This is a genomic window from Bradyrhizobium sp. SZCCHNR1015 (assembly GCF_032489875.1).
Taxonomy (GTDB): domain Bacteria; phylum Pseudomonadota; class Alphaproteobacteria; order Rhizobiales; family Xanthobacteraceae; genus Bradyrhizobium.
Genome location: NZ_JAUEYW010000001.1, coordinates 282,922 through 306,727, shown reverse-complemented (window position 1 = coordinate 306,727; position 23,806 = coordinate 282,922). Strand labels below are relative to the sequence as shown.

Here is a 23,806-nt window from a genome sequence, read left to right as displayed (position 1 = left end):
CACTCCCAGGTGAGGATTTCACGCAACATATGTGTCCCAAAAGGTGCACTCGCAACACAGTGGCGCAGCGGAGTGCACGCCTGGGCGGCCATGGTCCGCGTCACAACCGCTGGAAAGCTCCGGTTAACCACGGCGGGGCCCACCCCATTTCCGCCGTGTTCGGGTTGCGTTATCCTTGTGTATTGAGTTGCGGGGATGCGACTCGGGGACAAGCCGGGACGCGGGGGCCTGATGGGATGGCTCGGCTGCGACCGGCTCATTGGTAATTGGGGTCGATGGGGATTGGTCAAACAGATCCGGTCGAGAGAGCGGTGCGCAGTGCCGTTGCCGTCCTCGCCTGCCTGATGGTCGCGAACTGCGCCTCGTCCAACAAGTTCGCCAGCAAGGTCGATCCGAAATACGGTGTATCGTCGAGCCCGCGCGTCGTCGGATTCGGCGAGCCGGTGCCGAAGGGCGGCGGCGTCTACCGCGTCGGCAAGCCCTATACCGTGGCCGGAAAGACCTATGTTCCCGAAGAGGACACCAACTACCGCGCCGAGGGCTTGGCCTCCTGGTATGGCGATGATTTTCACGGCCGGCTGACCGCCAATGGCGAGGTCTTCGACATGACGTCGCTGACGGCCGCCCATCCGACCCTGCCGCTGCCGAGCTATGCCCGCGTCACCAATCTTGCCAACGGCAAATCGCTCATCGTCCGCATCAACGATCGCGGCCCGTACCACGGCAACCGGCTGATCGACGTCTCCAACAAGGCCGCCGATCTGCTCGAGTTCAAGGGCAGCGGCATCGCCCGCGTCCGCGTCGAATATGTCGGCCGTGCGCCTCTCGAAGGGTCCGACGATACCCAGCTGATGGCGACCCTGCGCACCGGCATCCCGGCGCCGGCGCCGTCCCTGGTCCGTGTCGCCTCCGCCAAGCCGTTCGTTCCCGAGATCGGCGCAGGTCGTCCGATTCGCGGCGAAGTCCCGCTGCCCGAGGGGCGTCCCTACACGCTCGGCAACACCTCCGCCGACCTGGCGTCGGTCGCGGCGACGTCGGAGATGTCGGCTTCCAGCCGGAGCCGCGGACGCAGCCTCGATAATCCGCGTGCCGTGTCCTACGATCAGGCCGGCCGTTACGTGACGCCGACCAGCGCATACGACGGCGCGGATGAGGCCCGCGAGATCCTCGGCGGCCGCGGTCTGTACTGATCACGCAATACGCTCACGGAATACGATCTCGCACGTCGAACCAGCCGTCCCTCGCCGGGGCGGTTTCGATTCGACCGAGCCGCCAAGACCTTTTGCGAAAAGACCTGTTGCGAAAAGTCCTGTTGGGAAAAGTCCTGTTGGGAAAAGTCCTGCCGGGAGGGGCCTATCGGGCGGTGAATGGCACGCGCGCCCTGGCCGAGAAGGTCCAGACCCGGGTGTTGCCGCCGATCCCGCCATACTCGGCACCGAGGCCGACGCCGGCACCACCCTCCGTCTGGATGCCGAGCCCGCCGGTGAACCGGGCCGACCAGCCCTGCAGCAGCAGCGGCGTCGAGGCGAGCGCGCCGGCGGCGAGCGTGTTGGCGTCCTCCTTGTTGAAGTAGTAGTCGCCATACATGCCGAGGAACGGCGTCAGCAGAACGCCGCTGTCGAGCCAGGCGACAGGGTAGGCGGCACGCAGGCCGCCGGAGGCGCGGCCGCTGGCGAAATCATTCGTCCCCTGCCGCGTGCCCAGCGAGTCGGTGTAGGCGTTCTGATGCTCCCACAGCGCATAGACCTTGGTCGAGGGCTCGAGCACCACGCCGGCCAATTTGTAGCTGCCGGTCAGGCCGGTCGACAGCATCCAGCGCTGACCGCTGAAATTGCCCTGGGCCGTCCCCGCGCTGCCGTCATAGCCGATGCCGGAATAGGCGACGGCGGCGTCGAAGCGCAGGGTGGGGACGATCTTCCAGCCGAGATAGGCGCCGGTGGTCCAGCCGTCGCCCTTCAGCTTTCCGTTGATCTCCTGCTGGGTGTAGCTGAATGTCTCGTAGCCGCCGAGCACGCCGACCAGGAAGCTCGGCGTCGCCCGGTAGGTCAGCCCCATCATCGCGTTGAGCTGCTGGCCGTACAGCGAGACCTGGTTGGCCTGGGTGATGCCGCCATTGTTGGTCGTGCCGAAGCGATCGACACCGGTGCCGCGGACATCAGCCCACAGCAGCCATTCCTTCTGCTCGTGCCATCTTGGCGCGGCCTGCTTCTTGTCGCCCCGGTCGATGGCCGCGAAGGCATCATCGATTCGCCCGCGGCTGCGGCCGCGCGGCTGCGACGCACCGGGCAGCATGGAGGAATAGGCGTCGCTGCCGCCGGCCGCAGCACGGTCCGAGGTCGGCGCCGGCTCGTCCTGATCGCGCGGATCGGCCGAGAAATTGAAGCGCATGCGCGCATTGCCCGGCGTCAGGAACGAACCGCCATCATTGAACCCGTCGGCGATGGCGTCATCGATCGCGCCGGAGATCGCCTGGCCGGAATTCTGTGCCACCAGCTTGCTGACCGTCTGCTGCAGCGAGCGCAGCCGCACACTGTCGACGGGCACGTTGACGGTCTGGGCGAGGGCAGGCGATGTGCTCGCGGTAAACAGCGCGCTGCCGGCATAGCTTGCGGTGACCGTGTGGCTGCCGACGGCGAGCGTCGAGGTGGCGAAGGTCGCGACGCCTCCAGCCAGTGTCACCGTGCCGATCGGCGAGCCGTTGTCGTTGAAGGTGACCGTGCCGGTCGGCGTGCCGCCCGACGCTGAAACGGTGGCCGTGAACGTCACGGGCTGGCCGAACTGGCTCGGATTCTGCGACGAGGTCAGCGCGACCGTCGTGACCAGCTGGCCTACCGACAGATTGAAGGTGGCATTGGCCGAGGCACTGTTGGTGTCGGTCACGGTCACGGTATACGTGGTCATTGCCGCCGGCGCCGTCGGCGTGCCGGTGATCTGGCCATTGGTCGTGTTGAAGCTGAGGCCGGCCGGCAGGGCCGGCGAAACGGCAAAGACCAGCGCGCCCGTACCACCCGAGCCCGTCACAGGCGTGAATGGCGTCACAGCCTGGTTGATCGGCAGCGAGCTGGACGGCACGGCCGTCGACGCCGTCACCGCACCATTGATGGTCAGGCTGAATGTGTTGCTTGCGGTCGCGTTGGCGGCGTCGGTCACGGTCACGGTGAAGGTCGTCGCCGCAATGGTCACCGTGGGCGTTCCGGAAATGCTGCCGTTGGCCGTATTGAGAGACAGTCCGGCCGGGAGCGTCGGCGCGACGGAATAGGCGAGCGGCGCGGTGCCGCCGCCGCCCGTGACCGGCGTGAACGGCGTGACGGCGTGGTTCGCGGTCAGCGTCGTCGCGGCGATCGCCTGCGTCGCGCTGACGGCGCCGTTGACCGCCAGGCTGAACGTATTGGTCGCCGTGGCACTGTTGGCGTCGGTCACCGTGACCGTATAGGTCGTGGCGCCGCTGGTCGCGGTCGGCGTGCCGGTGATCGCGCCCGAGGACGTATTGAAGGTGAGACCCGCGGGCAGCGCCGGCGCGATGCCATAGCTCAGCGGCGACGTGCCCCCGGCGCCGGTCACCGGCGTGAAGGACGCCACCGGTGTATTCACGGTCAGGCCTTTGGACGCGATGGCCTGCGTCGCGGTCACCGCGCCATTGATCGTGAGGCTGAACGTGTTGCTGGCGCTGGCGCTGTTGGCGTCGCTCACCGTGACCGTATAGGTGGCGGCGGTGCTGATCGCGGTCGGTGTGCCCGTGATGGCACCCGTCGAGGTGTTGAAGCTGAGGCCGGCGGGCAGCGCCGGTGCGATGCCGTAGCTCAGCGGCGAGGTGCCGCCGCCCCCGGTCACCGGGGTGAAGGATGTCGCGGCGACATTGACGGTCAGGGACTTCGCCGGAATCGACTGCGTCGCGCTGACGGCGCCGTTGACGGTCAGGCTGAAGGTGTTGGTCGCGGTCCCGTTGTTGGTGTCGGTGACGGTCACGGTGTAGGTCGCCGTCGCCGCGCTGGTCGAGGGCGTGCCCGAGATCGCGCCGGTGGAAGTGTTGATGCTCAGCCCGGCGGGCAGACTCGGCGAGATTGAATAAGACAATGCGCCCGTGCCGCCGCCGCCGGTGACCGGCGTGAAGGCGGTGATCGCCTGGTTGGCGGTAAACGTCCGAGAGGCGATGGCCTGCGTTGCGGTCACCGCGCTGTTCACCGTCAGGCTGAACGTGTTGCTGGCCGTGGCACTGTTGGCATCCGTCACCGTGACCGTGTAGGTCGTGGCGCCGCTGGTCGCCGTCGGCGTGCCCGTGATCGCGCCGGTCGAGGTGTTGAGCGTCAGGCCCGTCGGCAGCGCGGGTGCAACGGAGTAGGAGAGCGGCGGCGTGCCGCCCGATCCGGTGACCGGCGTGAACGAGGTCGCTGCTGTATTCTGTGTCAGCGCCTTGGACGCAATGGCCTGGGTCGCGCTCACCGGACCGTTGACGGTCAATTGGAAGGTGTTGCTGGCGGTACCGTTGTTGGCATCCGTCACGGTCACCGTGTAGGTGGTCGTGCTGCTGGTCACGGTCGGCGTGCCGCTGACCTGGCCGGTGCTGGTGTTGAAGCTGAGACCGGTCGGCAAGGTCGGCGCGATCGCATAGGTCCGCGGCGTCGTGCCGCCGCCGCCGGTGACCGGTGTGAATGGCGTGATGGCCGTGTTCACGGTGACGGTGGCCGAGCTCACCGACTGCGTCGCGGTGACGGCGGTGTTCACCGTGAGGCTGAAGGTATTGCTGGCCGTGGCGCTGTTGGCGTCGGTGACGGTGACCGTATAGGTGGTTGCACCGCTGCTCACGGTCGGCGTGCCAGTGATCGCGCCGGTGTTGGTGTCGAGCGTGAGGCCCGAGGGCAGCGCCGGCGACACGCCGTAGGTGAGCGGCGGGGTGCCGTTGCCGCCGGTCACGGGCGTGAAGGAGGTCGCCGCCGCATTCTGCGTCAATATCTTCGATGCGACCGACTGGGTCGCGGTCACGGCCGCATTGACGGCGAGACTGAACGTGTTCGAGGCCGTCGCGCTGTTCGCGTCCGTGACGGTGACCGTGTACGTCGTCGATCCGCTCGTGGCCGTCGGCGTGCCCGTGATCGCGCCGGTCGACGTATTGAGCGAGAGACCGGAGGGAAGCGACGGCGAGATGCTATAGGTGTAGGGCGTCGTGCCGCCGCCGCCGGTGACCGGCGTGAACGAGGTCGTCGCGTGGTTCTGCGTCAACGTCTTCGAGGCGACCGCCTGCGTCGCCGTGACCGCGCCGTTGACCGTCAGGCTGAACGTGTTGCTGGCGGTGGCGCTGTTGGCATCGGTGACGGTGACCGTATAGGTGGTCGCGGTGCTGGTGATCGTGGGCGTGCCGGTGATCGCACCCGTGGACGTGTTGAACGAAAGACCGGTCGGCAGCGACGGCGCGATGCCATAGCCGAGCGGCGCGGTGCCGCCGGAGCCGGTGACCGGCGTGAACGAGGTCGTCGCGGTGTTGACGGTCAGCGCTTTCGACGCGATGGACTGTGTCGCGGTGGGGCCGGGCAGGTTGACCGTAATGGTCCAAGAGGTGAGCGCCGTTCCGGAGCCTGAGCAGGTTACGAGAAAGTCGCTACAGTCTGACGCATAAAACAGCGTGATCGTATCCTGACCGCCGCCCGTCAGGCTGTTCAGAGTGATGTTGATCTGAGCCTGACCGGTATTCGCACTCTGCCCATTGTCGTTTCCACTGCTTGGATGCAGGGTGTAATTGGCCTTGCTCGTGGTCGGGCTGTAGTCGGAATAGGCACTCGAGCTCGTGCCGGCGATGGGCAGCTGGGTGTTCGCATTCGTGCCGGATACGGAGTACAAGCCGTAGACAACGGCATCGTCTCCGGTGTTGGGAGTGCCAACCACGGTGAGACACAGGTGATAGACCTGTGACACGGAATTGAATGTGATCGTGGCCCCGGTGGTCGAATTGACGGTCAGATCGCAGACCGCCTGCGCCGATGAGATCGACGCGCCCATGGCCGCGAGAACGACAAAGGTCGTCACCGCCAACGTTCTTACGTTGCTGACGGCCGACGACCAGCGAGTCAGAAATCGCTGGAACGACGTCTTCCACGCGCCAATCATGACCGAGAAAAGGTGCACCTTGCCCCTGCGCTTCCCCGAGACCGCGGGTCGACCCCGGCCGCGGTCCCAAATATTTTGCGACTGCAATAAAGATTACCGAAAACTTACCGTTGATTAAGCTTTGTTTCCCCTGTGCCGCAAGCCAGTGATACACGGAACCGCTGCATTCGCGTGGCCTTTCTTGAGGCCAGTTGCGCGCCCGCAACACTGCGACCTCTCCGCGTGCTGATTCGGGGCAGGTCTCGCGAAACGCCCCACATCCCCTGCGGGTTCATGCTTGACTGTTCCCGTTGGATGCATGACACTTTCGAATTGCACATGATGAATACTGGACGCGTCGGTTGTCCGCGTTTCGTCGTGACACGCTTTCTTTTTTCGTTGAATTGCACAAAATCATTTGGAGGCAACGCATGCCGCTTACGCCTGTGCTCGGGCAAATCATGCCATTTGCTGGAAGCCAGCCACCGAGGGGGTGGGCGTTCTGCAACGGTGCGCTGTTGGCGATCCAGACGAATCAGGCATTGTTCTCCCTGCTCGGCACCTATTACGGCGGCAATGGTGTCACGACGTTCGCACTGCCTGATCTTCGCGGACGGGCTATCCTCGGCTCGACCGGCGGCAGCGGCCAGTTTCCCGCTGGCACGGTCAGCGGCGAGACCACGGTGACGCTCACGACGGCGCAGATGCCGACCCATAATCACCAGATCCAGGCGTCCAGCAACGATGGTACTGGGCGTGGAGCGTCGGCGACCAACAACGTGTTCGCGACCAACAAGCTCCCGCCAGACAATCCCAAGCTGATCTTCACCACCGCTGGGACGAACGCGGTGCCGCTGTCGCTCAGCACCAACATCGTCGATATCGGCGGCGGGCAGCCCCACAACAACATGCAGCCCTATCTGGTGATCAATTATCTGATCGCCCTGAATGGGGTTTACCCTTCGCGCAACTGAGACGGCTCGGCGCTCACGTTTCTCACCATCGTCGCAATCCGCCGCATCGCGCCCGCTTCGCGGCGCCCACCGCACTTGAAAGGATGTCGGGATGTCAGACCCGTTTCTCGGCGAGATCAGGCTGTTCGGCTTTCCGCGCATACCGGATGGCTGGCTGGCCTGCGACGGAAGCGCATTGTCCATCGCCAACTATGATGCGCTCTATGCGGTCATCGGGACGACGTTTGGTGGCGACGGGGTCCAGACCTTCAATCTGCCGGACCTGCGCGGCCGCGTTCCGATCGGGCAGGGCACGCCGCCCGGCGGCGCATCCTATGTGCTGGGGCAACTGGACGGTGAGGACGAGCACACCTTGATCACGACCGAGATGCCCACGCACAGCCACGCTTTGTTGGCGTCGACCACCGTCGCCGACACGGCACAGCCGGGGACCAGTACCCTCCTGGGAACCGCGACAGCGGGCAATCTCTACGCGCCCAGTGCTGACGCCGGGACCTACGAAGTGATGGCGGCCTGCGTCGGGCCGTCGGGGCAGGGCGTCGCTCACAACAACATCATGCCGACCGTCGTCGGCAATTACTGCATCTGCATCAACGGCATCTTCCCGTCGCCGGGCTGACGCCTTCGCGTTCGATCGGCTCTATTGCGCATTCCTCAGGAGAGACGTCGTGTCAGACCCCTTCGTCGGCGAAATCCAGGCCTTTCCGTTCACCTTTGCAGCCGAAGGCTTCAACAGCGCGTGGCTGCCGTGCTTCGGCCAGTTGCTTCCGATCCAGCGGTATACGCCGTTGTTCGCGCTGATCGGCACCTATTACGGCGGCAACGGCACCACCAATTTCGCCCTGCCGAATCTGAGCGGCGCGATCACCAACGGGCAGGGCGACGGCCCCGGTCTGCAGCCGCGCGTCATCGGTGAGGCGATGGGGACCAGCACCGCCTTTCTGACCACGGCCGAGATGCCCGCGCATGCCCACACGCTGCAGCTCGGCAGCAAGGCGGCCGCGAATGCCACGCCAGGGCCGGGGACGGGCGTGGGCATCGTGGCGATCGATCCCAGCTTCAACGGGTTCCTTGCGCCGCCGGGCAATACGACGCTGGCGGTCAATGCGGTCACACCGAACGGGCAGAGCATTCCGCACGACAACATGCAGCCGACCCAGGCGCTGATCTGGTGCATCTGCTATGCGGGCATCTTCCCGTCATTCAACAACTCCTGAGCCGAGCAGGCTCGGAGTGACGCTCGGGATCGACGTCGTCTCACCGGACGTTCGCTTGCGGCTGCGGCCGGCCGAGGCCGCCGACGAGCCGTTCCTGCGTGACCTCTTTGGTTTCGTCAAAGGTGCGCAGCTCGCCGCGGCCGGTCTGCCGCCGGCGATGCTCGATCTCGTGCTGGCGCAGCAGTATCGCGCCCAGCTCGCAAGCCATGCGGCGCAGTGTCCGGCGGCGCAGTCGCTGATCATTCTCCGCGACGCCGCGCCGGTCGGGCGGCTGCTGCTCGACCGCGCGGCGTCGCGATGGCACGTGGTGGATCTCGCGCTGCTGCCTGGCGCGCGCAACGCGGGTGTCGGGCGCGAGATCATGCAGGCGGTCGCCACCGCCGCACGGGAGCAGGGCGCCGCGGTGCTTTCGCTCGCGGTCGCAACCACGAATGACGACGCGATAAGGTTCTACGTCCGACTGGGCTTCCGCGACGTGGCGGACAACGCGACAGCGTCGCATCGCATGATGGAGCTGCCGCTCGCGCGCTAACGAGTCGGAGCCACCTCGCGCAGGAACGCGATCAGCGCCGCGTTCACCTCGGCGGCGCATTCCTGCTGGATCCAGTGGCCGGCGCCGTCGATGATCAGCTTGCGCCGGAGATCCTGCAGCACGCGCGCCATGTCCTGAACGCGCTTGGCGCCGATCAGCCCCGTCACCACCGCGTCCGCGCTGCCCGCGATGAACAGTGACGGCTGGCGGATCTGGGCGTCCTGCCACGGCGCGGTCAGCTCCCAGCTGCGGTCGATGTTGCGGTACCAATTGAGGCCGCCGCGAAAGCCGGAGGTGCGATAGGCTGCGATGAACTCGGCGAGGTCTGCTTCGCTCAGCCACGCCGGCAGAGGCAGGGCGGGGTTCGCCGCACCGAGGAAGCCCTTGTCCGGCGCGACGAACAGCGACTGCGGGTCGGAGAAGCCACGCGCCAGCATCGTGCGCATCGTCAGCGCGACGTCACGCTCGAGCTCGGCCTCGGCGACGCCCGGCGTCTGAAAATACTGCCAGTAGAAGTTCTCGATGCCGCCGGCGCGGAGCGTGTCGAGCGGCCGGCCGCGGCCGCGAAGCGGCGGCGGCACGCTCAGTCCGGCGACGGCCGTGAACAGGTCCGGCCGGAACAGCGCCGCATGCCAGGCCACCGGCGCGCCCAAGTCGTGGCCGATGATGACGGCGGTGTCCTCGCCGAGCGCCTCGACCAGTGCCACCATGTCGCCGACGGTGTCGAAGATCGAGTAGGCGGCGATGTCTGCTGGCGCCTGCGAGCGGCCGAACCCGCGCATGTCGGGCGCGACCACCCGATAGCCGGCCTCCGCCAGCGCCACGATCTGGTGCCGCCACGAATAGGACAGTTCGGGCCAGCCGTGGCACAGCACGACAAGCGGGCCTTCGCCCTGTTCGCGCACGAACAGCTCGATTCCGTTGGCCTTGATGGTCCGCGTCGATGACACCGTTTCCCCCTTGGTTGCTCGACTTGTGATTGCCGGCCCTGGACGTATTGCACCGCGCGATGAGCCGTGCAAATCCCGGGACAGCGGACGGATCCGCGGACTGCCGAGTTGTTTGCACCCCCCGCAACTGCTAGAATCTCAGTGCGCTCCAGAGCTTAGCCGATGAATGTCATGACCTTACCGCCGCGTCGCTCCGGTTTCACGTCCGGACGGGTGACGCGTGCGCTCATCGCCTTGGCCGCGGCGTTCGCCGTCGGCTGGAGCGGCGTGCTCTACGCCGCCAACCAGAGCGTCCAGGGCGCGCGCAAGGAGGATGGCGGCTTCGACGGCGATGCGCCGACCGCGATCCTGGTGGAGGCCAACAGCGGCAGCGTGCTGTTCGAGAAGAATGCGGACGAGCTGCGGGCGCCTTCCAGCATGATGAAGCTGATGACCGCCGAGGTGGTCTTCAACGCGGTCAAGGACGGCACGATCAAGCTCAACGACGAATACCGCATCAGCGAGAACGCCTGGCGCCGGGGCGGGGCGCCCTCCGGCACCTCGACGATGTTCGCCGCGCTCAACAGCAAGGTGTCGGTGAGCGACCTCCTGCACGGCGCGATCATCCAGAGCGGCAACGACGCCTGCATTGCGCTCGCCGAGGGCATGGCCGGCAACGAGAAGATCTTCGCCGCCGACTACATGACCAAGCGGGCGCGCGAGCTCGGCCTCACCAGATCGACCTTCGCCAATTCCAACGGGCTGCCGGATCCCGGCAACAAGATGACGGTGCGCGAGCTCGCCATGCTCGCCCGACACATCATCCTGGATTTCCCGGAGTTCTATAAGATCTTCGGCGAGAAGGAATTCACCTGGAACAAGATCCGGCAGCAGAACCGCAATCCGCTGCTGAACGCTATGGAAGGCGCCGACGGCCTCAAGACCGGCTACACCAAGGAAGGCGGCTACGGCATGGTCGGCTCGGCTGTGCAGAACGGCACCCGACTGATCGTGGTCGTCAATGGCCTGGAGGATTCCGAGGACCGCGCCACCGAGGCCAAGAAGATGCTGGAATGGGGCTTCCGCAATTTCGAGACCCGCACCCTGTTCGCGGCGGAGCAGCCGATCGGCTACGCCAAGGTGTTCGGCGGCGAGAGCCGCTCGGTCAAGCTGTCGAGCCCGGTGCCGGTCAAGGTCATGGTGCAGAAGAACGGCGGCGACAAGCTGATCGCCCGCATCATCTACAGTGGCCCGGTCAGGGCTCCCATCGAGCCCGGGCAGAAGGTCGGGGTTGTCAGGGTCTGGCGCGGCCCCAATATCGCCATGGAGGCCCCTGTCTATGCTGCGGAGGCGGTGGGCAGGGGATCCACGATGCGGCGTGCGATCGATGGGGTCAGCGAGCTCGTGATCGGGATGTTCCGCGCCGGGGCCGAGAAGCTCTAGAGACATGGCGGATTCAGCTTTGAAACGTGGTCCGGGCCGCGGCCGATTCGTCACCTTCGAGGGTGGCGAGGGCGCCGGAAAATCCACGCAGATCAAGATGTTGGCGGACCGTCTGCAGAAGGAGGGTGTGCGCGTCGTCCTGACCCGCGAGCCCGGGGGATCGCCGGGCGCGGAGATCATGCGCCACCTCGTGCTGTCGGGCATGGGCAAGCTGCTGGGGCCGGAGGCCGAGACGCTGCTGTTCGCCGCCGCACGCGACGACCATGTGCGCAACGTGATTCTCCCGGCGCTGAACCAGGGAAGCTGGGTGTTGTGCGATCGCTTCTTCGATTCGACCCGGGCCTACCAGGGCAGCCAGGGCAAGGTCGCGCCTGATGTGCTCAATGCGATGCAGCGGGTCACGATCGGCGACCTCAAGCCGGACCTGACGCTGATCCTCGACGTGCCCGTCGAGGTCGGCCTGCAGCGAGCCGCGGCGCGGCGCGGCAGCGGCGCGCCGGACCGGTTCGAAGGCGAGGACATCAAGTTCCACAAGGGGCTGCGCGAAGCCTTTCACAAGATCGCCGCCGAGGATCCCCGGCGCTGCGTGCTGGTCGACGCCACGGCGAGCGCGGATACGGTCTCGCAACTCGTTTGGGACGCCGTGCGCGAGCGGCTGTTCGCGGAAGTGGCGGCCGCCTCATGAGCGCACGCAAGGTCGAGCCGGAGATCGCGGTCCGCCATCCCCGCGAGACCAGCGCCTTGTTCGGCCATCGCGAGGCCGAGGCCGCGCTGCTGTCAGCCTATCGCAGCGGCCGGATGGCGCATGCCTGGCTGATCGGCGGCCCGCAAGGCATCGGCAAGGCCACCTTGGCCTACCGCATGGCGCGCTTCGTGCTGACCCACCGTGATCCTGCGTCGGACGCGGTACGTACCGCCGGCTCGCTGTACGTGGACCCGGATGATCACGTGGCCCGGCTGATCGCCTCCGAGGCCCATGGCGGGCTGCTCACCTTGGAGCGCTCGGCCAACGACAAGGGCGTGCTGCGCACCGTCATCACCGTGGACGAAACCCGCGAGACGATCTCGTTCTTCGGCTCGACGGCGGCGGTCGAGGGCTGGCGGGTCTGCATCGTCGACACCGTCGACGAGCTCAATCCCAACGCCGCCAACGCGCTGCTGAAGATCCTCGAGGAGCCGCCGCAGCAGTCGCTGTTCCTGCTGGTCAGCCACGCGCCGGCGCGGGTGCTGGCCACCATCAAATCGCGCTGCCGCCGGCTGGCGCTGCGGGCCTTGGCGACCGACGACGTCATCAGCGCCGCGGCCGAGGCCACCGGCATGAACGGAGCCGAGCCGGCGCTGCGCGAGGCGGCCAGGGCCTCCGAGGGCAGCGTCGCGCGCACCCTGATGCTGCTGGGCGGCGACGGGCTGCAGCTGCAGACCCGGACCGCGGCGCTGCTCGCGAGCCTGCCGCGAATCGACGCCGGCGAGCTGCATGCCCTGGGTGATGCGCTCGGCACCAGCGACCGCGTCGCGCTGGCGAGCTTCCTCGACAGCATCGAGCGCTGGGTGGCGGAGCGGCTGCGCGCTGGCGATGCCAACGCGGAACTGCCGCGCCTTGCACGGCTGGCGGAGGTATGGGAAAAGATCGTCCGCGCCGCGCGCGACACCGAATCCTATAATCTGGAACGAAAACCGCTGGTTTTCTCGGTGTTCGGGATGCTTGCCGAAGCCACGCGGTAACCGCGCGACCATCATCCCGGGATCATCAGGATCAATCCGTCGACCGACGTCGTCAAAGAGGAATCTGCCGTGGCCAAGGCCAGCAAGACAACCGTGAAAAAGGGCAAGCCCGCGAGCAAGAGCGGCGCGAAGAAGGCTGCCCGCAACGCGCCCGCGAAGGGCAAGGTCAGCGCGGCCAAGGCGAAGGCGGCGAAGGACAAGGACGCCAAGAAAAAGACCGCCACATCCAAGACGGCCCCCGCGAAAGCCAAGAGCAAAGCTCCGGCGGCGACCGCGGCCAAGAAAGCTTCGAAGAGCGCCGCCAAGAAAGCGGTCAAGAAAGCTGTGAAGGCGCCAGCCAGGAAGGCCGTGGCAAAGCCCGCCACACCGCCGGCCAAGAAGACCGCCGCCAAGCCTGCGGCAGCAACGAAAAAGCCTGCGGCAGCGAGGAAGCCCGCCGCTCCGAAACAGCCGGCCGCACCGAAGAAGGTCGCGCCGGCCATCGTTGAAGCCCCGAAGCCGCCGCGCGCCGCCAAGCCGAAGGCGCCGCGCAAGCCGAAGGTCGAGGCCGCTGTCGTCGTCGAAATCGACGAGATCGTAGCGCAGGTCGCCGCACCTCCGGTCGACAAGAACACCTTCTACGTCACGACGGCGATCGCCTATCCCAACGGCAACCCACATATCGGCCACGCCTATGAGGCGATCGCGACCGACGCCATCGCACGCTTTGCGCGGCTCGACGGCAAGGACGTCTTCTTCCTCACCGGCACCGACGAGCACGGCCTGAAGATGGTGCAGACCGCGCAGAACGAGGGCCTGACGCCGTCGGAGCTCGCGACCCGCAATGCCGGCCGCTTCCGCGAGATGGACGAGCGGCTGAACGTCTCGTTCGACCGCTTCATCCGCACCACCGAGCCCGCGCATCACAACTCGGTGCAGGCGATCTGGACTCGCATGCGCGAGAACGGCGACATCTACGCCGACACCTATGCGGGGTGGTACTCGGTGCGCGACGAGGCCTATTACGCCGAGGACGAGACCGTCGTCGGCGAGGACAATGTCCGCCGCGGACCGCAGGGCACGCCGGTGGAGTGGGTCGAGGAGAAGAGCTATTTCTTCCGCCTGTCGGCCTATCAGGACAGGCTGCTCGCGCTCTATGAGAGCCAGCCGGATTTCATCGGGCCGGATGCGCGGCGCAACGAGATCATCAGCTTCGTCAAGGGCGGTCTGAAGGACCTCTCGATCTCGCGCACCACGTTCGACTGGGGCGTCCGCGTGCCCCACGACGACGAGCACGTGATGTATGTCTGGGTCGACGCGCTCACCAACTACATCACCGGCGTCGGCTTTCCCGACGAGAGGGATCCGAACTGGAAGTATTGGCCGGCCGACGTCCACGTCATCGGCAAGGACATCATCCGCTTCCATGCGGTGTACTGGCCGGCGTTCCTGCTGTCGGCCGGCGTCCCTGTGCCGAAGCGGGTCTATGCCCACGGCTTCCTGTTCAACAGGGGCGAGAAGATGTCGAAGTCGGTCGGCAACGTCGTCGATCCGTTCAATCTCGCCGACCAGTATGGCGTCGACCAGCTCCGCTACTTCTTCCTGCGCGAGGTGCCATTCGGCCAGGACGGTAACTACAATCACGAGGCGATCGTCGCGCGCATCAACGCCGATCTCGCCAACGACCTCGGCAATCTCGCACAGCGCTCGCTGTCGATGATCTCGAAACAGCTCGGCGGCGTGCTGCCGGAGCCCGGCGAGTTCTCGGCCAATGACAAGGCGATTCTGGCCGAGGCCGACGCGATGATCGGCGCGGCGCGCAAAGCCATGGCGACGCAGCAGATCCACCAATGGCTCAACGCCGTGTGGTCGGTCGTGGCCGAGGCCAACCGCTATTTCGCGGGCGAGGCGCCCTGGGCGCTGGCCAAGACCGATCCGGCGCGCCAGCACACCGTGCTCTACGTCACCGCCGAGGTGATCCGTCAGGTCGCGATCCTGACCCAGCCGGTGATGCCGGCCGCGTCGGCAAAGCTGCTCGACAGCCTCGGCATTCCCGAGGACGAGCGAACGTTCGCGCGGCTTGGCGGAGAGCTCCGGATTGCTGCGGGCACGCAGCTGCCAGCGCCACAGGCGGTGTTCCCGCGCTACATCGAGCCGACGGCCGCGTGATGCTGGTCGACAGCCATTGCCATCTCGACTTTCCGGATTTCGCCGAGGATCTGGATGGCATCGTCGCGCGCGCCGCCGCCGCGGGCGTCGACCGGATGGTGACGATCTCGACGCGGGTGCGGCGCTTGCCCGAGTTGCTCGCGATCGCCGAGCGGTTCGAGAACGTGTTCTGCTCGGTCGGCACCCATCCGCACAACGCGGACGAGGAGGACGGCATTCCGGCCGCGGAGCTGATTGCGCTGACTCGCCATCCCAAGGTCGTCGCGCTCGGCGAGGCCGGGCTCGACAATTTCTACGATCACGGCTCGAAGGATGCCCAGGAGCGCGGGTTCCGCGCGCATATCGCGGCCGCCCGCGACACCGGCCTGCCGCTCGTCATCCACACCCGCGAGGCCGACGCTCAGTGCGGCCGCATCCTCGAGGAGGAGATGGCGCGCGGACCTTTCAACGCCGTGCTGCATTGCTACACCGGCGGACGCGAGCTGGCGATGAAGGCGATCGATCTCGGACTGCACATCTCGTTCACGGGCATCGTGACCTTCAAGAAGTCCGAGGCCTTGCGCGCGCTCGCCGCCGAGGTGCCGGCCGACCGCATCATGGTCGAGACCGACGCGCCATATCTCGCGCCCGGCAAGTTCCGGGGCAAGCGCAACGAGCCGGCCTATGTCGTCGAGACCGCGAAGGTTCTGGCGGAGACCCGCGGCGTCTCGCTCGAGGAATTCTCGCAGCAGACCACCGAGACCTTCTTCAAGCTGTTCTCGAAGGTGCCGCGGCCAAGGGAGGCTGCATGACGCTGACGCTCACCATTCTCGGCTGCGGCTCCTCGGCCGGCGTGCCGCGCCCGGCGCTGGGGTGGGGCGCCTGCGATCCGAACAACCCGAAGAACCGTCGCCGGCGCTGCTCGCTGCTGGTGGAGCGCCGCGCCGCGCACGGCGTGACGCGCGTCGTGATCGACACCTCGCCGGATCTACGCGAACAACTGATCGATACCAATGTCGACCACATCGACGCGGTGTTCCTGACGCATGAGCACGCCGACCAGACCCACGGCATCGACGACCTGCGCTCGGTGGTCATGCATCAGCGGCGGCGGATTCCGGTCTATTTGAACCAGTCGACCGCCAAGGACATCATGCACCGGTTCTCCTATTGCTTCATCTCGCCACCGGGAAGCGACTATCCGCCGATCCTGACCCAGCACGCGATCGAGGCCGGCGAGACCCAGGCGGTGGAAGGCAAGGGCGGCGAGCTGAGGCTGACCGCGTTCCTCGTCCAGCACGGCAACATCCCCGCGCTCGGCTACCGCATCGGCAATGCCGCCTACACGCCTGACCTCAACGACATCCCAGAGGAGAGCTGGGGCGCACTGGAGGATCTCGACCTCTGGATTGTCGACGGCCTGCGCCCGGCGTCACACCCGAGCCATTTCTCGGTCAACGACGCGCTGGCCTGGATCGAGCGCTTCAAGCCCCGACGCGCCGTCATCACCAACATGACCGCCGATCTCGACTACGAGGTGCTGCGCCAGAGCCTGCCGGCCGGTGTGGTGCCGGCGTATGATGGCATGCGGCTGGAGGTCGGCTGATTGTTCGTTGGCCGGCTAAGGCCGTCATTGCGAGGAGCCGAAGGCGACGAAGCAATCCAGAGTTATAGCGATGACTCTGGATCGCTTCGCTTCGCTCGCAATGACGGGCAGGGGCGGGCGACCGCAAGGGCCACGAAGCTGTAGCAGCCTGCGGCCGAATACATGGAGACGCTACCATGCTGTCGCTGTTCTTCGAGGTCGAGGTCAAGCCCGGCCATCTCGACCAGTATCTGCAGCTCGCTGCCGCGCTGCGGCCCGAGCTCGACGCCCTTGGCGGCTGCCTGTTCCTCGACCGCTTCAGGAGCCTGTCGCGCGATAACCTGATCCTGTCCTACCAGATCTGGCAGGACGAGGGCGCCATGACCGCCTGGCGCGTGCACGCCCATCACCACGACATCCAGACGCTCGGCCGCGACAAGGTGTTCTCCGACTATCGCCTGCGCGTCGCCGAGCTGGTGCACGAGATCAGGCCGGGGCAGGCGGCTTGGCAGCCGGAGCGGCGGGGGACGTACAACGATCCGAAACGGCGTGCGCCGACCTATGTGCTGGCGGTGGAGACGGCTGCGCCGCAGCTGAGCATCGCGACGGATCTGCCGGTCGCGACCTTCTCCAGCGTCTATCGCAAGGGCCGCTTCGCGCATCTGATCGACTTGCCGGACGAGGCGACCGGCGTGGCGCTGAGTGTGCGCCTGCTCGCCGACCCCGGCGCCGACAACATCCGCGTCGTCGAAGTCAGCAGAGACTACGGCATGTACGATCGCCGCGAAGCGCCGCAGTATTATCCGGAGAAGAGCAGGGGCGACGCGGCGGCAAACTGACCTTCGACGCCCGAGCGAGGAAAGACCATCGTCATCGCGGTGCTCATGAATGCGCCCTCGCCCCTTGTGGGAGAGGGCTCAAAGGTGCTGACTACGTCCTCACTCGGGTGAGGGGTTCGTGCCGCACATTCCGCTCTGAGTTCGTGGCAACCCCTCACCCGGTTTCGATGCTTTGCATCGAAACCGCCCTCTCCCACAAGGGGAGAGGGTGCACCGCGCGTGTCGATGCAGCTCATCAGTTCATTGGCCGCGCGTAGGGCGGATTAGCGCAGCGTAATCCGCCATAGCCTCCAGCACTGGTGCGGCGGGTTACGCCTGCGGCTAACCCGCCCTACTCAGAGGCACCTACGCGGAGATCGCCTTGGCCGAGTTGACCTCGTTGCGCAGCAAAAACTTCTGGATCTTGCCGGTCGAGGTCTTCGGGATCGGGCCGAACACGACGACCTTCGGCGTCTTGAAGCCGGACATGTGGCTGCGACAATAGGCGATGATCTCGGCTTCGGTGGCTTCAGCACCGTCCTTGAGCTCGATGAAGGCGCAGGGCACCTCGCCCCATTTCGGATCGGGCTTGGCGACGACGGCGGCAAACAAAACGGCGGGGTGCTTGTAGAGGATGTCCTCGACCTCGACCGAGGAGATGTTCTCGCCGCCGGAGATGATGATGTCCTTGGAGCGGTCCTTGATGATGACGTAGCCGTGCTCGTCGAGCACGCCGAGGTCGCCGGTATGGAACCAACCGCCGGCGAAGGCTTCCTGCGTCGCCTTCTCGTTCTTGAGATAGCCCTTCATCACGATGTTGCCGCGGAACATGACCTCGCCGATGGTCTCGCCGTCGCGCGGCACCTCCTGCATCGTCTCCGGGTCGAGCACGGTGACCGCTTCCTGGAGGGGATACGGCACGCCCTGGCGGCGCTTCAACCGCGCGCGCTCCGGCGCCGGCAGGTCGTCCCAGCCGGGCTGCTCGGCGCAGACGGAGGCGGGGCCGTAGACCTCGGTGAGGCCGTAGACATGCGTCAGCTTGATGCCGATGCTCTCGGCGCCTTCGAGCACGGCGACCGGCGGCGCCGCGCCGGCGATCAGGCCGACCACCGGCTTGTCGCGCCTGCCCTTGGGCGCGTCGGGCGCGTTGATCAGCACGTTGTAGACGATCGGCGCGCCGCACATGTGGGTGACGCCGTGGGCCTTGATCAGCTCGAAAATCTTGGTCGGCTCCACCTTGCGCAGGCAGACATTGACGCCGGCCGCGGCTGCCATGGTCCAGGGGAAGCACCAGCCGTTGCAGTGGAACATCGGCAGGGTCCACAGATAGACCGGATGCTGTCCGAGCCCGCCGGCGAGAATGTTGCTGACGGCGTTGAGATAGGCGCCGCGGTGATGGGTGACGACGCCCTTGGGGTTGCCGGTCGTGCCCGACGTGTAGCTCATCGCGATCGCGTCCCACTCATCAGTGGGACGGCGCGGCTCGAAACTCGGATCACCGGATGCGACCGCGGCTTCGTACTCGATCTCGCCGATGCGGCTGCCGCCGGCATAGGAGGCGTCATCGACGTCGATCACGAACGGCTTGGCGCCGCTCATCAGCTTCAGCGCCTCGCTGATCACGGCAGAGAATTCGGGATCGACCAGGATGATCCTGGCCTGGCCGTGATCGAGCTGAAACGCGATCGAGGATGCATCGAGGCGGATGTTGAGGGTATTGAGCACGGCGCCGGCCATCGGCACGGCGAAATGCGCCTCGTTCATCGCCGGGATGTTCGGCAGCATCGCCGCCACGGTGTCGCCGGTGCCGATGCCGCGTCCCGCGAGATAGGACGCGAAGCGCCGGCAGCGCTCATAGGTCTGGCGCCAGGTGAAGCTGCGGCCTTCATAGACCGTGCTGACGTGGTCCGGATAGACGGCCGCGCTGCGCGCCAGGAAGCTGAGCGGGGTCAGGGGGACGTAATTGGCCGGGGTCTTGTCGAGGCCGAGCTTGTACTGGTTCGTGCTCATCACCACCCTCCCTTGCGATCTGAAGAGTTTACAGGAACCCGATCGAAATCCATGGAAAAATCGCAACGATGACGAGGCCGATGACAAGCGCCAGCAGGTAGCCCCAGATCGGACGGATGCCCTCGGCGGGATCGACCCGGCCGATCGCGCAGGCGGCATAATATCCCACCCCGAACGGCGGCGCGAACAGGCCAATTCCCATCGCCAGGATGATCACCATGGCATAATGCACCTCGTGCACGCCGACGGCACGCGCGATCGGAAACAGCAGCGGCCCGAACAGCACGATTGCCGGAATGCCCTCGAGCACGCTGCCGAGGATCGTGAAGGCGACGATCGAGACCGCGATGAACGTCGCCGGGCCGCCCGGCAGCCCGGTCATCGCGGCCGCCAGCGCGCGCGAGAAGCCGGACTGCGTCAGGCCCCAGGCCATGCCGGTGGCGGTGCCGATGATCAGCAGGATGGCGCCGGACAGCGCCGCCGTCTCGATCAGCATCGGCATCAGCCGGCGCCAGTCGAAGCGGCGATAGACCAGGAGGCCCGCCAGCACGCCATAGACGATGCCGATGGTCGAGACCTCCGTCGCGGTCGCGACGCCCTCGACGACGGCCGCGCGGATCACGAAGGGCAGGGCCAGGGCAGGGAGCGAGACGATGAAGGCCTTGCCGATCTCGGCTCCGGTGGCGCGGCGGACGCCGCTCATGTCCTCGTTGCGGTAGCGCCACCACACCAGCGTGCACAGCGTGATCGCCAGCACCACGCCCGGCAGCAGGCCGCCGGTGAACAGCGCCGCAATCGACACACCGGTGACGGAGCCGATGGTGATCAGCACCAGGCTCGGCGGAATGGTCTCGGTTTGCGCGCCGGTGGCGGCAAGCAGGGCGACGAGATCGCCGGGCCTGGCGCCGCGCGCCTTCATCTCCGGAAACAGCACGGGCGCGACCGCGGCCATATCGGCGGCCTTGGCGCCGGAAATGCCCGAGACCAGGTACATCGCGCCGACCAGCACGTAATGCAGCCCGCCGCGGACGTGCCCCAAGAGGCTTGCCAGGAACGCGACCATGGCGCGGGCCATGCCGGTCATCTCGATCAGCAATCCGAGAAAGACGAACAGCGGCACCGACAGCAGGATGAGGTGGCTCATGCCCTCGTCCATACGCCCGACCAGCACCATCAGCGGCGTGCGCGTCGTCAGCGCCAGATAGCCGAAGATCGCGAGCCCGAAAGCGAACGCGATCGGCACGCCGGCGAAGACGCACAAGCCGACCACGCCGACGAAGAAGATCACGAGGTTGATGTTGCCGAGCGGCTTCAGCAGCGGCTGCGCCACCCAGAACAGCGCGATGATGGCTACGACGGAGACGACGGCCAGCAGCATCGTCCTGACGCTGGCCGTGCGGGCGAGACGGATGAGGGCGAACAGCGCCATCAGTCCGACGCCGACCGGCAGTGCGGCGGCGCGCCAGATATTTTCGATCTGCAGCGCCGGCGTGGTGATGAAGCTTTCCTCGTAGGCGTACTCCCAGGACGGCCAGGCGATCATGACCAGGAACGCCAGCGCCGCGCTCGTCGCGACCAGATCGAGATAGGCGCGCAAGCCGGGGCTGGCGCGCGCCACCATTGCCGTCATCCGCATGTGCTCGCCGCGGCGGAACGCCACCGCGGCGCCGAGCATTGCGAGCCACAGGAACAGGATCGAGGCCAGCTCGTCCGACCAGATCAGCGGCTGGTGCAGGACGTAGCGCGCCACGACGCCCGCGAACAGGATGACGATCTCGGCCACGACGAGCAGCGCGGCGGGGATCTCGACGAGGAGGCCGAGCAGGGCCTCCAGGCCGTCGAGCCAGGACCGGCGGCGAGGGGTCTCAATGATCACCTCGCTGATCGCAATTTCCGTGAACTCGGCATGCGCCATGACGTCACCCGAACGCGCCCTACGCCATTCTTGTTTTGAGCATGATCTTTTCGGAAAACCGGGTCTCCACTTTTCCGGATCATGCTCGGGGGGGCTACGACAGCTTGCCGACGGCCTTTTCGAGCAGCGCCCAGGCCTCGTCGCCGTATTTGCCCTTCCACTCGGCATAGAAGCCGGCGGTGCGCAGCTTGTCGCGGAACGGCGCGACGGTCGGCTGATTGAACGTCAGGCCCTTCGACGCGAGCTCTGCCTGCAGGCCGGCATTGAGCTTGGCGACGTCCTCGCGCTCCTTCACGGCGGCCGCGTTGATGTGCTTGGCGACGATCGTGCGCATGTCGGCCGGCACGGCCTCCCAGGCACGGCGGTTCGCCAGGAACCAGAAGCCGTCCCACATGTGATTGGTCAGCGAGCAGTACTTCTGCACCTCGTAGAGCTTGGCGGTGGAGATGATCGCCAGCGGGTTTTCCTGGCCCTCGACCACCTTGGTCTGCAGCGCCGAATAGACCTCGCTGAAATTGATCGAGGCGGGCGCCGCCTCGAATGCCTTGAACATCGAGGTCCACAGCGGTGACACCGGCACGCGGATCTTGAAGCCCTTGAGGTCATCCGGACCGTTGATCGGCTTGGTCGACGACGTCGTCTGGCGGAAGCCGTTGTCCCAGATCTTGTCCATGACCACCAGGCCGGCCTTGTTGATCTGGCCGCGCACATAGGCGCCGAGATCGCCGTCCATGGCCTTCCAGACCGTGTCGTAGTCCGGGAACGCGAAGCCGATGCCATTGATCGACGCGGCTGGCACCAAGGTCGCGAGGATCAGGCCCGAGAGCGTGAAGAACTCGACGCCGCCGGAGCGGATCTGGCTCAGCATGTCCGTGTCGGAACCGAGCTGGTTGTTCGGGAATATCTGCAGGTCGAACTTGCCGTTGGTCTCGGCCTTGATCGCCGCCGCCATCTCCTTGGCGCGGACGTTGAGCGGATGGGAGTCGGGGAGGTTGTTGGCGTATTTGTACGTGAACTCGGCGCTCTCAGCGCGCGCCACATGCGGCGCTGCGACGGTGCCAATTCCACCCAGTACGGCTGACGCCGCGGAGGCCTTCAACAGCGCGCGTCGTGACAGGCTCATTCTCGTTTCTCCCTGGAGAAGCTTCTTCTCGTTGCATCGCGCCGCCGCAAGCATCGCCGGACGAATCCAGCGACATCAGCGACGTCGCCTGCGCTTATTGCAGCGATGGGCCGCAGCAGCAATATCGGCGTTCGCAGCAGGCCCCATGCGCAGCGCGAGTCTCGGCGATGGCGAGCGCCCATCAGCTTGGGCTGGCCGGGGGTCTGAAGGGCCCGCGGCTGCCGTAAATTCGAGGATTCGGCGCCAAGCCGTTGAACTCCCTCAGCATATAAATATTTCATAATATACCTTATGCGAATTGGCTATGGGCGGTTGCCTGACGGTGGAAGCCGCACATCGGCCCGCCCAGCGCACGTCGGCGCCTGTGCGAAATCGCCCCCGCCTCGTCACCCCGCAGTCTTCGTTTGGTCAAAGCCCAGAGGTCAAAACCGCATCCTTCAGGATTGGGCACGGGCGTATCGTGAATGGGATCCGAAGACATGCCAGTTCAGTCGACGTCGAAGGAAGTTGATCCGGGTGATGTCGCGCTGCCGCCTGACGACGCTGTCTGCGAGGAGATCTATCAGCGGGTGCTGGCCGAGGTGCGCGCACGTATCGATCAGCGGATCGCCGCCATCGAGGCCCAGGCCGCCGCAGATGCTGTCGAGGCTGCCGAACCCGCTGCAGGCGGCGAGCACCTGGAAACGCCTCCTCCGGCCCGGCGCCGGCCCGTATTGCGGGCCATGATCACGCTGATGGCGTCGGCCGGGCTCGTCGGCGCGGCCATCACCCTGGCGCGGGACCATACCGAGACCATCACCTCCGTCACCGACCGGATCGAAGCGGCGGTTCAATCCATCCGGCGCGAGAACGCTCAGACGGCGAATCCAGCCGTGACGCTGGAGACGGCGGCGAACGGATCGAGTGTGGCCGAGACGGCCCCTGCCTCACCATCACCATCCGTATCACCATCCGTTTCGCCAACACCGGAGACGTCACCGTCAGCATCATCAACGCGCTCCAGCGATCCATCCTCCGCGATGGCGGAGGCAACGTCGGAGCGTGACATGCCGCCCGCTCCCGACCGGGACGTTATGCCACTGATCGAGAAGATCGCGCATGATGTCGCCGAACTGCAGAGCGGGTTCCAGGAGTTCAAGTCCAGCCAGGAGCAGGCCAACCGCGATCAGGCCAGGGCGATCGAACAGCTGCAGGCAAGCCAGGACCAGTTGGTGCGCGCGGTCCGGGGGGCGAAGACCGAGGCCACGACGGTTGGCGCAGCCGTGCGCCTCCCACCCCGGCCGCCTCAGGCCCGCCCGCCTCGCTTCTAAGAAGTTCCGGCACGGTTCTCCCG

The 23,806-nt window shown here is 66.3% G+C and carries 18 protein-coding genes; 13 read left to right on the top strand and 5 right to left on the bottom strand.

Annotated elements, in window-relative coordinates; genetic code table 11:
- Positions 1–275: 275 nt before the first annotated feature.
- Entirely contained in the window at positions 276–1,190 is a 915-nt protein-coding gene (locus QX128_RS01320) for a septal ring lytic transglycosylase RlpA family protein (protein ID WP_315799985.1), read from the top strand.
- Positions 1,191–1,353: 163 nt separating this feature from the next.
- Here QX128_RS01320 and QX128_RS01315 read toward each other — a convergent pair whose 3' ends face one another.
- Positions 1,354–6,018: a putative Ig domain-containing protein gene (locus tag QX128_RS01315; protein ID WP_316236491.1), complete on the bottom strand. Its 4,665-nt coding sequence runs from the start codon at positions 6,016–6,018 to the stop codon at positions 1,354–1,356.
- 491 nt (positions 6,019–6,509) lie between these two features.
- Here QX128_RS01315 and QX128_RS01310 point away from each other — a divergent pair, with 491 nt between their 5' ends.
- The 4 genes from QX128_RS01310 to QX128_RS01295 all read left to right on the top strand — a co-directional run bounded on the left by QX128_RS01310 (position 6,510) and on the right by QX128_RS01295 (position 8,801).
- The gene (locus QX128_RS01310; protein WP_316236490.1) at positions 6,510–7,052 is read left to right on the top strand and encodes a phage tail protein; all 543 of its coding nucleotides are present in this window, start codon (positions 6,510–6,512) and stop codon (positions 7,050–7,052) included.
- Positions 7,053–7,143: 91 nt separating this feature from the next.
- Positions 7,144–7,671 (top strand): phage tail protein, encoded by a 528-nt coding sequence (locus tag QX128_RS01305; protein ID WP_316236489.1) that lies wholly within the window; start codon positions 7,144–7,146, stop codon positions 7,669–7,671.
- A 49-nt stretch (positions 7,672–7,720) separates the two neighbouring features.
- Positions 7,721–8,269 (top strand): phage tail protein, encoded by a 549-nt coding sequence (locus tag QX128_RS01300; RefSeq protein WP_316236488.1) that lies wholly within the window; start codon positions 7,721–7,723, stop codon positions 8,267–8,269.
- 16 nt (positions 8,270–8,285) lie between these two features.
- Positions 8,286–8,801 (top strand): GNAT family N-acetyltransferase, encoded by a 516-nt coding sequence (locus QX128_RS01295; RefSeq protein WP_316236487.1) that lies wholly within the window; start codon positions 8,286–8,288, stop codon positions 8,799–8,801.
- Here the strand turns inward: QX128_RS01295 and QX128_RS01290 are convergent.
- The gene (locus QX128_RS01290) at positions 8,798–9,751 is read right to left on the bottom strand and encodes an alpha/beta hydrolase (protein ID WP_316236486.1); all 954 of its coding nucleotides are present in this window, start codon (positions 9,749–9,751) and stop codon (positions 8,798–8,800) included. The two genes, QX128_RS01295 and QX128_RS01290, sit on opposite strands and share 4 nt — an antisense overlap.
- 162 nt (positions 9,752–9,913) lie before the next feature.
- Here QX128_RS01290 and QX128_RS01285 point away from each other — a divergent pair, with 162 nt between their 5' ends.
- The 7 genes from QX128_RS01285 (at position 9,914) to QX128_RS01255 (ending at position 17,446) form a co-directional block, all read left to right on the top strand.
- Positions 9,914–11,173 (top strand): D-alanyl-D-alanine carboxypeptidase family protein, encoded by a 1,260-nt coding sequence (locus QX128_RS01285; RefSeq protein ID WP_316178747.1) that lies wholly within the window; start codon positions 9,914–9,916, stop codon positions 11,171–11,173.
- 4 nt (positions 11,174–11,177) lie between these two features.
- On the top strand, positions 11,178–11,858 hold the full coding sequence (tmk, locus tag QX128_RS01280) for a dTMP kinase (protein WP_316236485.1): 681 nt from the start codon (positions 11,178–11,180) through the stop codon (positions 11,856–11,858).
- Positions 11,855–12,895 (top strand): DNA polymerase III subunit delta', encoded by a 1,041-nt coding sequence (locus QX128_RS01275; RefSeq protein ID WP_316178745.1) that lies wholly within the window; start codon positions 11,855–11,857, stop codon positions 12,893–12,895. The genes tmk and QX128_RS01275 overlap by 4 nt, the downstream gene beginning before the upstream one ends.
- Positions 12,896–12,964: 69 nt before the next feature.
- Positions 12,965–15,043, top strand: coding sequence for a methionine--tRNA ligase (gene metG / locus QX128_RS01270; RefSeq protein ID WP_316178743.1), 2,079 nt, complete (start codon positions 12,965–12,967; stop codon positions 15,041–15,043).
- Positions 15,043–15,834 (top strand): TatD family hydrolase, encoded by a 792-nt coding sequence (locus QX128_RS01265; RefSeq protein ID WP_316178741.1) that lies wholly within the window; start codon positions 15,043–15,045, stop codon positions 15,832–15,834. Before metG ends, QX128_RS01265 begins: the two co-directional genes overlap by 1 nt.
- On the top strand, positions 15,831–16,628 hold the full coding sequence (locus QX128_RS01260; RefSeq protein WP_316178740.1) for an MBL fold metallo-hydrolase: 798 nt from the start codon (positions 15,831–15,833) through the stop codon (positions 16,626–16,628). The genes QX128_RS01265 and QX128_RS01260 overlap by 4 nt, the downstream gene beginning before the upstream one ends.
- 176 nt (positions 16,629–16,804) lie before the next feature.
- Entirely contained in the window at positions 16,805–17,446 is a 642-nt protein-coding gene (locus QX128_RS01255) for an antibiotic biosynthesis monooxygenase family protein (RefSeq protein ID WP_316178739.1), read from the top strand.
- Positions 17,447–17,791: 345 nt separating this feature from the next.
- Here the strand turns inward: QX128_RS01255 and QX128_RS01250 are convergent, their stop codons facing one another.
- The 3 genes from QX128_RS01250 to QX128_RS01240 form a co-directional block, all read right to left on the bottom strand.
- The gene (locus QX128_RS01250; protein WP_316236484.1) at positions 17,792–19,435 is read right to left on the bottom strand and encodes an acyl-CoA synthetase; all 1,644 of its coding nucleotides are present in this window, start codon (positions 19,433–19,435) and stop codon (positions 17,792–17,794) included.
- Between the two features lie 28 nt (positions 19,436–19,463).
- Positions 19,464–21,350 carry a TRAP transporter large permease subunit gene (locus QX128_RS01245; RefSeq protein ID WP_316236483.1) on the bottom strand — a complete coding sequence of 629 codons (1,887 nt, stop codon included), beginning with the start codon at positions 21,348–21,350 and terminating at the stop codon, positions 19,464–19,466.
- Between the two features lie 94 nt (positions 21,351–21,444).
- Positions 21,445–22,473, bottom strand: a complete 1,029-nt coding sequence (locus QX128_RS01240; protein WP_316236482.1) for a TRAP transporter substrate-binding protein — start codon at positions 22,471–22,473, stop codon at positions 21,445–21,447.
- Between the two features lie 464 nt (positions 22,474–22,937).
- Between QX128_RS01240 and QX128_RS01235 the strand changes: the two genes are divergently transcribed.
- Positions 22,938–23,783, top strand: coding sequence for a hypothetical protein (locus QX128_RS01235; RefSeq protein WP_316236481.1), 846 nt, complete (start codon positions 22,938–22,940; stop codon positions 23,781–23,783).
- Positions 23,784–23,806 lie beyond the last annotated feature (23 nt).